Origin of the sequence: Psychrobacter sp. AOP5-GZ1-6 (assembly GCF_052376345.1) — a bacterium.
Taxonomy (GTDB): Bacteria; Pseudomonadota; Gammaproteobacteria; order Pseudomonadales; family Moraxellaceae; genus Psychrobacter.
Map to the genome: position 1 here is coordinate 11,758 of NZ_JBQSVP010000004.1, position 13,312 is coordinate 25,069.

The window sequence follows — 13,312 nt, forward strand, 5'->3', positions numbered from 1 at the left end:
TGTTTGATTTTTAAAACTGCCATTCACGACGTAAATGATAATCACGTCTTAATCCATCAAAATCAGTACCATTTACCTGCCCATCGACCTCCTTACTTCTCAAGGAGGCATCGTCTTGCCTAATATCATAAAACTTTATTAGTCTGTCTGGATGCGCCTTTAATTCAGACCATAGAAATAAGTTAAGCGGTAGTAATGCCTGCATTGACTGAACAGGTGTGACTGCTAACTTTTCACATAGCGCATCATAAATAATTTGCGTACCACGCAGCTTACCTTCTAGCGTATAGCCAGCGATATGCGGTGTAGCAAAGATAAGCTTGGATAATAAAGGCTCTGCAATCTGAGGTTCATGCTCAAACACATCAAGCACTACTTGTCGCCCAGTACGCTCAATATCTGCTACCAGCGCATCCGCATTAATTACAGGTCCACGCGCACTATTAATGAGTATTGTATCAGCAGGCATCATGGCCAATGCGTCGGCATCAATGATATGCCGTGTTGGATAATTGCTACCTCCAGGATGCGCATCACCTTTCTCATTTGTCAGAGGTACATGCAAGCTAACCGCATCGCTTTGGCTGAGCACCTGCTCTAAACTCGCATTATTAAGCTTGGATTTTGGTAATAGTGGATCATAACCTAAGACTTGCCAGCCCAAATCACTGGCATACTGAGCAAGTGTACTCCCAATATTTCCCAAGCCAATAATACCAAGGGTCATAGGTTGTTGCCAATACTGTGGACGCAACGTTAGAACCGCTGTCAATACATATTGCGCGACAGAGTGTTTGCTACAACCTGAAGCATTGGCAAAAGTGATACGACGCTGCATTAGGTAATCTTGATCAACGTGATCGGTGCCGATGGTTGCAGAACCAACGAATTGCACACTATTGTTACCAGCCAACAATGCCTCATCTACTTGCGTCACCGAACGGATTAATAAAACATCAGGCTGCACTTCTGCAAGTAATGATGCATTGATATCTCGTCCAGCAACAGTGATGATATCTACAGCCTGCTCTGATGATTGAGCAAGTGTAGATGCGTTAAAAAACTTGTCCAAACTGGCGATATTGCTATCCGCCAAAATAGTAATATGTTTAATAGTATTTACCCTACCCTTCATGGTTTTGCCACATAATTAATAACATAGTCGAACAGCTATAGCTTTTCTATAGAAATAGCTTTATTTAGGTTCATTTACTGGTGGTGATGCTTGGCTATCGGACAACACCATCTCTTGTGGCGCAAATATTTCATTTTTATGCTGCGATATCCATTCACGCCAAACTGCAAGTCCGATGGCCAGTACCACAGGACCAATAAACAAGCCAACAAAGCCAAATGCTGTCAGACCACCTAGTACCCCAATAAAGATAATAATAAATGGGATTTTGGTCGCGCCGCTAATAACAATAGGACGGATTAGATTATCAACCCAGCTAATGATTAATACGCCCCATAATGCTAAGCCAATACCTTCTGCCGTATGCCCTTGACTCATCAACCAAATAGAGACACCGCCCCAAGCGAACGGCGTGCCAAATGGAATTAGTGCAATAATAAAGGTTAATATACTCAATAAAATAGGACTTGGTGCGCCAGAAAAATAATAACCAATGCCCGCAAGCATCGCCTGCGCTAATGCAGTTAGACCAATACCATATACTACAGCACGCGTGGTCGTACCCACAGAGTCGATATATCCATCAATTCGATTACCAATAATATTGCGTAATGCTTGGCGGATTTGGCGAATAAGACTGGTGCCATCACGATAGAAAAAGAATAACGTCATCAGCGCCATACCTAGCTTGGCAAGGCTACTAAACACCACATCAAATGCTACTTTTCCATAATATAAATGTGACTGCACCCAAACACGAAAGGCTTCTAGCGTTCCTTCAGGATTTTTATTAATTCTCCACAGTACATCTTTGACCTGCTGACCTACAATAGGTAAGTCCTTAATAGAGTCCGGCACATCTAAATAGCCAACTTTGATACGATATATCAAGTGACTGATTAAACTTAAAGCTTCTTGTTGTAGAATAAATACGCCAATAACAAGTGGGATACCTATCATTAAAGAGATACTCATCGTCATGATGGCAGCACTAAAATTGGGACTCAGCTTCACCTTTTCATAAAAAAAGTTATAAACTGGAAAAGTCACATACGCTAAAATAGCTGCCCATAGTGCTGGCACGATAAAAAACTGTATCACTTGAAAACACAATACAAACAGCACGACCAATAAAGTAATGGCCAATAAGCGCTGAATAATAAACTCTTTTGTCCAATTTTCAATCATAGCGTATAAACCAATTGCAGACAGCAAAGACCTATTATGACTCCGCTGACGAGTTTATAAATGTGAGATGGAGCGCAACTTATAGACCTTGTCTATTAGTGGCATCCATTAGCGAGGGTTATCAATCAACTAAATAAGAACATGCTTTAAAGCCTACTTTGCAAGTATTAAATCATAGAGTACCGTAACATATTTACCGACTACAATTTTGACCAAAGCAGGATAAACCATAAGTTATTATCAGCACTTATTATGCAATAAAATCCAGTAACTATATAACGCTATGTTGTAATCTTTACTTACAACTTTCTGCGCATTAGCCTACCAGACTAGAACACTAGCAGATAAAAATGAGTACATCGGTTTAATGTATAAAAACAATGCCCTAATAGCCCATTTTACATTGACATGCTATAGCAATATCTTGTGAGCTAATTCACTGGCGCGTTCTATTTGTAGCGACAATTGATGTTATACTAAAGCAATTATTTTAAGCTTTTCAATATAGTTAGGTCTGTATGGTCTTATTTATTTTAACCATTACACTGCCACCGATTTTATCAAACTATATGCCACAACCCTCTTTTATCGACCCTCTATAGACCATCATAAGATATAACCTTTAGAGTGGCTCCATAATTTTGGATATTATGCGTAAGCCTTCGTAAACACTGTATCTCGCAAGCGTTATGTAATAATTTATGCATCATTTAAGCTCATCATATAGATTCACTATTAGAACTCAATATGAAAAAGTGCTATTTTTAGTTAACTTCGGATGACTATGATTTTATTTTAAATCAATACTGACCCACCAAATTTTAAATAATATATCGATAGGAACAATAACAATGTCAAAAGACACTGATAATCCCAATATAAATCCCTCAACCGAGGCCAGTAAGACTAAGAAATCACAAGAAACCGTTACTTTTGCTTTGGCTCAGTCACATTTTTTGGTTGGTGATATCACTACCAATGCCGACAAAATGCGCTCATTAGCATTAGAAGCACGCGATCAAGGCGCGGATGTCATTATCTTCCCAGAGCTCGCACTATTGGGTTATCCTCCACAAGATTTGCTGCTACGCCCAAGCTTATCAGGTCGCGTCAAAAATGCTCTCTCTAGTTTAAGCGATATTGATGATATCGTGATGATTGTTGGCTATCCACATGTCGATCATCATGGCACATTCAACTCTGCTGCTATCCTACACAATGGTCATCAAAAAGGCTTTTACCATAAGCAAATCTTGCCAAACTATGGCGTTTTTGATGAACGTCGTTATTTTGATAAAGGTCGTAATCAAGTTCTATTTGACTATAAAGGTATCACCATCGGTCTACTGATTTGTGAAGACTTATGGGAAAAAGGCCCTGCTGCTGATCTCAAAAAGCAAGGTGCAGATCTAATCGTTAGTTTAAATGCATCTCCTTTTGAAATCGAAAAACAAGAAAATCGTAAAGCAATGCTTGCCAAGCGCAGCCGCGAAAACAACTTACCAATCATTTATGTCAACGCTGTTGGTGGCCAAGATGACTTGGTGTTTGACGGTGGCTCTATGGCAATACAGGCTGATGGCAGTGTTGCACACGAAGCTCCTCGCTTTATGAACCAGTTGACTCTAGCTACTTTAGACGTCAAAACAGCCCAGTTTGATAACCAAGATAAAGAACCGTTGACACTGAGCCGTGAGTCAGAGATGTATCAGGCGCTTGTTGTGGGCCTACGCGACTATGTCAACAACTCAGGATTCAAAGGCATCATCGTCGGTCTATCAGGTGGTATCGACTCAGCCTTAACGCTATGTATCGCCGTGGATGCTTTGGGTGCTGACAAGGTATATGCTGTGATGATGCCTTATGAATACACCTCTCAAATCAGCTTAGAAGACGCACAAGCGCAAGCACGTCGCTTGAATGTATCTTACACGGTTTGTCCTATATTTGATGCCGTAGAAGGCATCCGTCATACCCTAGCACCACTGTTCAATAAATCTCCTGCAGATACCACTGAAGAAAATATCCAAGCGCGTGCACGCGGTGTTGTCTTGATGGCATTATCCAATAAGTTTGGTCATTTAGTGATCACCACTGGTAACAAGTCCGAACTGGCGGTGGGTTACTCAACATTATATGGTGATATGGCAGGTGGTTTTGATGTACTAAAAGATGTTTATAAGTCACAGGTTTATAAATTAGCCAGTTATCGCAATCGTTTAGAAGACACTCCTGTCATCCCTGAGCGCGTCATCACCCGCCCACCATCAGCTGAACTGCGTCCAGATCAAAAAGATCAGGACAGTTTACCTGACTATGATGTACTAGATAATGTCCTCATGTCATACATCGATGAGGACATGGGCTATCAAGATATCGTTGATAAAGGTTTCGATGCTGCAATGGTCGCAAAGGTCATCCAGATGGTAGACAATAGCGAATACAAACGTTTGCAATCACCGATCGGCACCAAAATCAGCCACAAAGCTTTTGGACGTGAGCGCCGCTATCCATTAGTCAATAAATGGTCAATAAAAGGCTAAACAAGATTAAATATCAGTGCTTGTCCAATTTCTATTACCTGAAATTTGGGCAGCACTGATAGCTTACCTTTTTTATAGAAAACCGGATTGCTCTATGACTAGCTGGGTGCTTACCCAGCTTTTTTAGGTTCTATAAGTTGAATTTTTACAAACCATCATTTCCTTTTATCATTCACCACTTTCATTGTTAATTCCTATTTTTACCGAGTATGTCATGAGTTTGCTAACTGCTAGTATTTTTCTTATTTTATTGCTGGCCTTAAGTGCCTTTGTCTCTGCTGCTGAGATTGCCATCGCAGCAGGTCGCAAAATTAAGCTACAAATCATGGCAAAAGAAGGCGATGTCCGTGCACTTGACGTCCTAAAAATGCAGGACAGCCCTGGCAGTTTTATCACGGTCGTACAAGTAGTGTTGAACGCTGTGGCTATTTCGGCTGGTGCAATAGGAGAATCAGCTGTCAGCCCTTACTTACGAATATTGTTTAATAATGAAGCGGTGTCATCGGTTATATCATTTGTGTTGATTACCAGCTTATTTTCTCTACTTGCTGACTTGATGCCTAGACGATTGGCAATGTCAAACACTGAGACAATCGCTGTACGACTCGTACGACCCATGATGCTGTTAATTTTTATCTTTAAACCCGTCATCTGGATATTTGATGGTGCAGCTAATGTTCTCTTTAAAGTGCTTGGTATCTCAACCACACGTCAGGATGATATGACACCAGAAGATATTTATGCCGTGATGGATGCTGGTGCCGAAGCTGGTGTGCTTAAGAAACAAGAGCATCACCTGATAGCAAACATTTTTGATATGCAAGAGCGCACGGTCACCTCGGTGATGAACCCACGCGAAAATATTGTTTACTTTGATACCAAAACGAGCACTGAAAAAGTTGTCGAGGTTATGATTGATCAACCGCATAACAAATTTTTGGTCTGTCATGACGATGACTTAGAGCATATTGTTGGTTATGTCGAGTCACGCAGTTTTTTAGCATTGATTCTCAATCAGCAAGAAGTCAGTTTGACAAGCAAAGAGTTATTGATGCCTGCACTCTTCGTGCCTGATACCTTGTCTTTATTTGAAGTACTAGAGATGTTTAAATCCATGGGGGCTGACTTTGCCGTTATCGTTAACGAGTATGGACTAGTGGTAGGCGTCATCACACTCAAGGACGTAATGAGTATCGTCATGGGTGAGCTTGTGACTCTAGAAGAGCAGCCTATCGTCCAACGTACAGACAATTCATGGTTAATAGATGGTATGACACCCATTGAAGATGTTGTTCGCACTTTAGGCATTGTCAATCTGCCACGCAATCAAAACTACGAAACTATCAGTGGCTTTATGATGTATATGCTCCGCAAAATTCCAAAGAAAACAGATACTATTGAGTATGCCAATTATCGCTTTGAAATTATCGCCACCGATAATCTCAAAATCACTCAAATGCTAGTAACTATCATTGATGATGTTGTCTGATTAAAACAGCATTAAGTATGAGCAAGTAAATTAGGGCCTATCGTCATTTTAAAAATGCTGATAACGATGAGACCAATCACCGTCAAACAAGAAAATAGCGCAGATAATATTAGGGCGTATTGACCAGCTATTGGATGATGTTTAGCAATATCTAACCATTGTTGCTCTATTCAGATGACTATCGATTGAATTGAAGACCTGCCTTAGCCCATGAATCTATAAACACATTCTAGTTTAAGATCTTGCACCAAAGATAGCCGTACCAACACGTACCATCGTCGATCCATCAGCAATTGCTTCTTTCATATCACCACTCATACCCATGCTTAGTGTATCCCAAGCATTGATTTCTGGATGGTTTTGCTTAACCATTTCAAACAACTGCTTGGTACGAGAAAAAGCATCAGTATCTGCCTTAGCAGGAATAATCATTAATCCACGCAACTCTAGCCGCTCATATCCTTTGATGGTAGCAATCAATTCAGATAGCTGGTCTGGCAAACAGCCTGACTTACTTTCTTCGTTATCAATATTTAATTGAATCAAAACGTTCAATGGTGGTAACTCAGCGGGACGTTGGTCATTTAAACGCTTGGCAATAATGTCACGCTCTACTGTCTGCACCCAATCAAAATTTTCAGCAATATCACGGGTCTTATTACGCTGAATACTGCCAATATAGTGCCAAACAATATCTTGGCTTTCAGGTTTTGATGTTAGCGTGTTCATTTTTTCAATGGCTTCTTGTAGATAGTTCTCACCAAAATGACGCTGCCCTTGCTGCGCTAAGACAGCTATCATATCCGCAGGTTTTGTTTTAGAAACAGCCAATAACGTAACGCTCTTGGCTTGTTGTCCCGCATGATCACACGCTTGAGCCATTTGAGTACAGACTTGTCGCCAGTTCTCTATCAAACTTGGCTGATCAATATTGTTGTCACTCTTATTCATATAGCACTCTCAAAGATAATTTGATCATTTTTTAGTCAATGATTCTTAACGTTTTTTCCAATATCATTTATTAGGGCGTGTCCTCATTTAAAAAATGGTGATAAAAATGAGATAAATTGTAGTCAAACAAGGAAAATAGCGCAGATAATATCGAGATATTAGTCAGTTATTTGACGCTGTTTGGCAAGATTTAGCCGTTTTTAACCCATTTAGATGTCTATCGATTGAATTGAGGACACGCCCTAGTCAAGGTGAAACTTGTCACAAGTCTTCTTCAACATAGAACAATATCATAGCCACATCTACATCCATAAAATGTATGAATGGTTAATTTACATTTTCTTAGCCTAGTAGATGGTTAAATGTCGGTAGTCTTGTTATTATATTGTTACATGGTTTAACATATACTACTGAATAGAGTAGTAATGGTAAAAGCCTTGGCTTATTTTCTATTATCATAACTGATTTAAGATAAACCTCTTATTGGTTATTGACCACGCAATTTTATGCTCTTTTGTCCTACCCTTATTGATTGATAGGAATACCTAATTATGGCTGAAAAAAATAATTTAAGCATCGAAGATTTGCTGCGCTTTAGCGTTAAGCACAAAGCATCAGATTTACATATTTCAGCCGGTATGCCTGCTATGATTCGTGTCGATGGTGAAATGACACGCATTAATATGCCAGAGATGACCCATCAGGTCGTGCATCAGCTTATTTATGACATCATGAATGACAAGCAACGTGCTGACTTTGAAGAGTTTTATGAGACGGATTTTTCTTTTGAGATTCCTAACTTAGCACGCTTTCGGGTAAACGCTTTTAACCAAAACCGCGGCGCTGGAGCCGTATTTCGTACCATTCCTTCCAAAGTATTAACGATGGAAGATCTGGGTATGGGTGAAGTATTCAAACGCGTCTCAGATTTTAAGCGTGGTGTTGTATTGGTCACTGGTCCAACAGGTTCTGGTAAATCAACAACGCTAGCAGCCATGATTGATTATATCAACGAAAGCCGTAAAGAACATATTTTGACCATTGAAGACCCGATTGAATTTGTTCATGAATCCAAAAAGAGTCTGATTAACCAGCGTGAAGTTCATCGTGATACTTTAGGCTTCGAACCTGCATTACGTTCAGCACTACGTGAAGATCCAGATATTATTTTGGTTGGTGAGCTCCGTGATCTTGAAACCATTCGCTTGGCATTGACTGCGGCAGAAACTGGTCACTTGGTATTTGGTACCCTACACACCAGCTCAGCGGCTAAAACAATTGACCGTGTCATCGACGTATTCCCTGCAGAAGAAAAAGACATGATTCGTGCCATGTTATCAGAATCACTACAAGCGGTTATCTCGCAAACCCTACTAAAGCGTCAAGCAGGTGGCCGTATTGCTGCACACGAAATCATGCTAGGTACGCCCGCGATTCGTAACTTGATACGTGAAAACAAAATTGCTCAGATGTACTCTGCTATTCAGACAGGTGCAGGCGATGGTATGGTTACACTTGATCAGACGCTAAAAAATCTAGTATCCAAAGGTACTATCAGTAAAGACGTTGCTCGTCCGTACGCCAAACAGCCTGATGCATTCTTGTAGGCCTATTTTTATTATTCGTTATTAGCGATCTTTCAAACATGACTTTAGATCTTTTCTTAATCGATTTATATCCAGTACAGGTACGATATGGACATTGATAAACTATTACAGTTAATGATCAATAAAAATGGCTCTGACCTTTTTATTACCGCTGATGTAGCACCTTCCATGAAAGTAAATGGAAAAATTCTACCTGTCGGCAAAACCCCCTTGACCTCAGAGCAAACCATGCGCTTGGTGAAAGGTGTCATGACGCCAAGCCAAGTAAAAGAGTTTGAAGAAACAAATGAGTGTCAGTTTGCCATTGCTGATAAGGCACAGCAAGCACGATTTCGTGTCAGCGCCTTTATACAGCGTGATATGGCAGGAATGATTTTACGGAAAATCGAAAATAAAATCCCAACCGTCGAAGAACTGCGTTTACCACCAGCTTTAAAAGAACTGGCCATGAAAAAACGCGGTATTATTCTACTAGTGGGCGCAACGGGTACTGGTAAATCTACGACCCTAGCTGCCATGATAGGACACCGTAATCAAAACTCTCATGGTCATATTATTACCATCGAAGACCCTATTGAATTTGTCCATCAGCATCGCGGCTGTATTGTGACGCAGCGTGAAGTCGGTATTGATACTCACTCATTTGAAGCAGGGCTAAAAAATACCTTGCGCCAAGCACCGGATGTTATCTTGATTGGTGAGATTCGTAACCGTGAAGTTATGAGCTACGCCATTCAATATGCGGAAACAGGGCATTTAGTATTTGCAACCTTACATGCTAACAATGCTAACCAAGCCATTGATCGTATCATTCACTTCTTTGAAACCAATCGCCACAATCAGCTCTTCATGGATTTGTCACTTAACTTACAAGCTATTATCGCTCAGCAACTCATCCCAACACCTGATGGTAAAGGACGACGTGCAGCTATTGAGATTTTATTAAACTCACAGCTTATCAGTGATTATATTCGTAAAGGTGAAGTTCATGAAATTAAAGATGTCATGACACGCTCAAGAGATAGTGGCATGCAGACCTTCGACCAAGCCTTATTTGACTTGTATGAGCAAGGAGAAATTACTTATAAAGAAGCCATTCTTCATGCTGACTCTCCTAACGATTTGCGCCTAAAAATTAAGCTTAGTAGCAAAAATGGTACAGCCAATCTAGATGAAGGTGCCGATAGCTTATCATTAGATATCACGTAGATAGCTATCAATTAAATAATGCTTAGCTCAAATAAAAAAGCCCTCATTATGAATAATGAGGGCTTTTTTATTTGAGCTAATACTTTCAAGTAGCCATCAAAAATTGGAGATAACTATTGAAATATAACTACTTTACACTATCCTGACATTCCTGCTCATCACAGATACCGTATAGTACTAAGGAATGACCTGATAATTTAAAGCCATGCTCGGCGGCTACTTTTAATTGCTCTGCCTCAATTACCTCATTATGAAACTCTACGATTTTTCCACACACATCACAGACTAAGTGATCATGATGTCCTTCTTGGGTAATTTCAAATACCGACAAATTATTTTCAAAGTTGTGACGCTCGACGATTCCAGCTTGTTCAAACTGCGTTAGCACTCGGTAAACAGTCGCAAGCCCTACATCCTCACCTTGTTCTATCAACGCCTTATAGACCTCTTCTGCACTCATGTGATGCAACGCTGCACTTTCGAGTAGCTCTAAAATTTTGATACGAGGTAGCGTGACCTTTAATCCAGCTTTACGTAAATCTTGATTGGTAAAAGAAGCCATAATATCCCTTCTGACTGTGACAGTCTTAGCAAATAAAGAACCAAAAATATAAAATAAATAAGCATCAGCGGTTATTTTTATTGTATATAAAGCATTGGAACAATAACAAACTGACTTATTCTGAGTGAATTCCTAACTTATTATTCTGCAAACATTCTATCTGCAAGTATATGAATTTAAAATATAAATGATATCATTACTCAGTTAGCGTTTGGTAAATAATGTCGTAAGTGGTAGGAAATTGCAAGTAAATGACGTATCATTTGTCCAAGATTATCGGCCAAACGAGCACTAAGCAACTTTGGCTGCGCCTAATTCATTTCTTATGAGTCATCTTACCATGATAAAGACATTAACTTTTCGTTCGTTAAGCCTTACAAGCACATTACGCAAGATTGTCATCACCAGCATGCTTAGCGCTACTGTTGCTATGTCTGGCTGCTCATTATTGAGTGTTTATAAGATTGATTTGCCACAAGGCACTGCCATTACTCAGGCGCAAGCGCAAAACCTGCAAGTAGGTATGAGTCAAAATCAAGTACTCTATATCCTTGGTAGCCCAGCCATTAAAGACACCCTTGAGCCTAAACGTTGGGACTATATTTACGACTATAAAGCAGGGACAGAAGGCAGCCGCAATGGTATCGCTGACGTCAAAAATGCCAGTCAGCATTTAATTATTTATTTTGATGACAACGGTCTGGTCAGTCGCATCGAAGGCATAGAAAGTCTTCCAGCTTCATAAAAATAACAGCCAACTGGTTTTGCCAGCTAAGCACTTAACCTTGAGATTTATTCTTGCGCTGAGACATAGGATCAGCGCTTAGGCTACGATATACTTCGATACGGTCAAACGGCTGTAGGCGATAGCTGAGCGGTTGTTTTTGTGAATAAACACCTATATGCCAACGCCTCGCTGCCGGTGTAGCCACATCCATTACCTCATCACACCACCTGGCTAAATCTGGAAACTGAACCAACCAACCTGCTTGCTTCAGTGCCTCATACAAACTGGCATCATGATTAATTTGTAAAACTAAATAATGCTGACGCGTTTCATCTTCAGCATAGGCCAAATACACTGTCATCAGCTCAGACTGCCAAACCTCATTTTTAGTATCAATGCTATTTTTATCAACACTACTGCTTTCTGCTATTAGCTTATCCACTGCATCATCCAACCTATTAAAGCTAGCAACAATGAGACTGGTACTACCAAACGTATCGCTATCCGCCATAAGTTATAAAAGGCTTCATTGCCAAAGTTCAACGATTTTCTCAGATGACTGATTTTCATCTGCCAACCAGCAAATATTGATAACAATAATACTGTCACGCTACTAATAACGACCAAAATACTAACCAACCACATAGTTGGAATAGCAACTACTAACACTAATGCGAGCACTAAGGTTAAGCCTAAGCTGATCAACAACCCAAACTTATGCGCTAACTGTTGAGTACTATAGTGTAGCAAATAGCTAACCACGAATAGCACGCCTATCCAATATAGCAGCTTGCCAATCGGTGGCAACGCCACGCCACTGATAAACAGCGCAATCACCCCAACGGCCAACTGCAATATCCAAATCGGTAATACCAATCTGGTTGCACGATACTCACGCTTTGCATGACTGCGCACAGGATTTTGCGCATTATAACTGTCTACGTCTACCGCTGTGACCGTCTTTTTGGTTACTAGGTTTTGACCAAACCAGTATAAACCCGTTCCTGCGCCAACACTGACGAGTGCTAATGCGACTGCACGTGCCCATTCACTCAAACTGATATCGGTCATAGCAAAGTCAATATTGGGCAAACCACCTGCCACACCCAAGACCAAACCGACAACCATCAAACCCAATCCAATCGGCAAAGGTGCAACACCAAGTAAGCTTAACAGTAAAGCGATAACCATCAAACCTGCAGCAACTGCAAAATCAGGCACAGCCGGTGAGCTATTAAGTTCAGTCAATGCAGCCAATATACCAGTACTAGCACCAGATACGACTAATGCAGCAATAACAATAGAGACCAATGCTGCCAACCAGCCAAAACTCCGCCATATTGGACTGGCATCTGCTTCACGAGTCAGCTTTTGCATCCCAGCTAATGGCGCTTCGATACTACGGTAGGCCAACGCTATTTCAGCATAAACGACTGGCAATGATACCAACACCATTGCTAATAGCCAAAGTAACCAAAAATCAATCTCACCGATGGATGCAGGAGCAAACCAGCGAAACAAAAGTAACGGTAACAAGGCTGCGATAAAATAAGAAGCATAACGGATCATCATAATCTAAATCCAAACGATCTAACACCATTCACGAAGGTTGCAGCGACAAGCGACACAAGTATAAGTACCACACACATTAGACTGAACGAGTTTGGTACCGCTTATCGTACTTTTCGGACTTGGTATAAAGTGAATAACGACAACTTATAACGATATTGATCACCTATAAGCAAGCTTATGGCGATACTCTCTCTACAATATAAGGGGCAAACAGTTATAAAAAAACCCCGAAATCGGGGTTTAATAATCAAACAATGAAAGACATACAATTTAGTACTCAGTAATACCCTTTACAAAGTAAGTATTACGCTCTCATGTATAGCATTAAT

Annotated in this window: 11 protein-coding genes; 5 read left to right on the forward strand and 6 right to left on the reverse strand. The window is 40.4% G+C overall.

The window, feature by feature from the left end; genetic code table 11:
• Nucleotides 1-10: 10 nt before the first annotated feature.
• Both ACT3RN_RS01270 and ACT3RN_RS01275 read right to left on the reverse strand, forming a co-directional pair.
• Nucleotides 11-1,114: a 4-phosphoerythronate dehydrogenase gene (locus ACT3RN_RS01270; protein ID WP_192519167.1), complete on the reverse strand. Its 1,104-nt coding sequence runs from the start codon at nucleotides 1,112-1,114 to the stop codon at nucleotides 11-13.
• A gap of 81 nt (nucleotides 1,115-1,195) precedes the next feature.
• Nucleotides 1,196-2,323: an AI-2E family transporter gene (locus tag ACT3RN_RS01275; protein WP_192519155.1), complete on the reverse strand. Its 1,128-nt coding sequence runs from the start codon at nucleotides 2,321-2,323 to the stop codon at nucleotides 1,196-1,198.
• An 851-nt stretch (nucleotides 2,324-3,174) separates the two neighbouring features.
• Between ACT3RN_RS01275 and ACT3RN_RS01280 the strand changes: the two genes are divergently transcribed.
• Together ACT3RN_RS01280 and ACT3RN_RS01285 are read left to right on the forward strand one after the other, a co-directional pair.
• The gene (locus ACT3RN_RS01280; RefSeq protein ID WP_192519154.1) at nucleotides 3,175-4,866 is read left to right on the forward strand and encodes an NAD+ synthase; all 1,692 of its coding nucleotides are present in this window, start codon (nucleotides 3,175-3,177) and stop codon (nucleotides 4,864-4,866) included.
• Nucleotides 4,867-5,080: 214 nt separating this feature from the next.
• Nucleotides 5,081-6,355: a hemolysin family protein gene (locus ACT3RN_RS01285; RefSeq protein ID WP_192519153.1), complete on the forward strand. Its 1,275-nt coding sequence runs from the start codon at nucleotides 5,081-5,083 to the stop codon at nucleotides 6,353-6,355.
• Nucleotides 6,356-6,589: 234 nt separating this feature from the next.
• Here the strand turns inward: ACT3RN_RS01285 and ACT3RN_RS01290 are convergent, their stop codons facing one another.
• Entirely contained in the window at nucleotides 6,590-7,306 is a 717-nt protein-coding gene (locus ACT3RN_RS01290; protein ID WP_442063160.1) for a YggS family pyridoxal phosphate-dependent enzyme, read from the reverse strand.
• 551 nt (nucleotides 7,307-7,857) lie between these two features.
• Between ACT3RN_RS01290 and ACT3RN_RS01295 the strand changes: the two genes are divergently transcribed.
• On the forward strand, nucleotides 7,858-8,913 hold the full coding sequence (locus ACT3RN_RS01295) for a type IV pilus twitching motility protein PilT (protein ID WP_442062923.1): 1,056 nt from the start codon (nucleotides 7,858-7,860) through the stop codon (nucleotides 8,911-8,913).
• Nucleotides 8,914-9,000: 87 nt separating this feature from the next.
• Entirely contained in the window at nucleotides 9,001-10,122 is a 1,122-nt protein-coding gene (locus ACT3RN_RS01300; RefSeq protein WP_442062926.1) for a PilT/PilU family type 4a pilus ATPase, read from the forward strand.
• A gap of 127 nt (nucleotides 10,123-10,249) precedes the next feature.
• Here ACT3RN_RS01300 and fur read toward each other — a convergent pair whose 3' ends face one another.
• Entirely contained in the window at nucleotides 10,250-10,684 is a 435-nt protein-coding gene (gene fur / locus ACT3RN_RS01305; RefSeq protein WP_442062929.1) for a ferric iron uptake transcriptional regulator, read from the reverse strand.
• A 325-nt stretch (nucleotides 10,685-11,009) separates the two neighbouring features.
• Here fur and ACT3RN_RS01310 point away from each other — a divergent pair, with 325 nt between their 5' ends.
• Nucleotides 11,010-11,429, forward strand: coding sequence for an outer membrane protein assembly factor BamE (locus ACT3RN_RS01310; RefSeq protein ID WP_442062932.1), 420 nt, complete (start codon nucleotides 11,010-11,012; stop codon nucleotides 11,427-11,429).
• A gap of 34 nt (nucleotides 11,430-11,463) precedes the next feature.
• On the opposite strand, the gene ACT3RN_RS01315 is transcribed toward ACT3RN_RS01310, so the two are convergent.
• Both ACT3RN_RS01315 and ACT3RN_RS01320 read right to left on the reverse strand, forming a co-directional pair.
• Nucleotides 11,464-11,853, reverse strand: a complete 390-nt coding sequence (locus ACT3RN_RS01315; RefSeq protein ID WP_442062935.1) for an RnfH family protein — start codon at nucleotides 11,851-11,853, stop codon at nucleotides 11,464-11,466.
• Nucleotides 11,841-12,983 (reverse strand): hypothetical protein, encoded by a 1,143-nt coding sequence (locus ACT3RN_RS01320; protein ID WP_442072918.1) that lies wholly within the window; start codon nucleotides 12,981-12,983, stop codon nucleotides 11,841-11,843. The genes ACT3RN_RS01315 and ACT3RN_RS01320 overlap by 13 nt, the downstream gene beginning before the upstream one ends.
• Nucleotides 12,984-13,312: the final 329 nt, after the last annotated feature.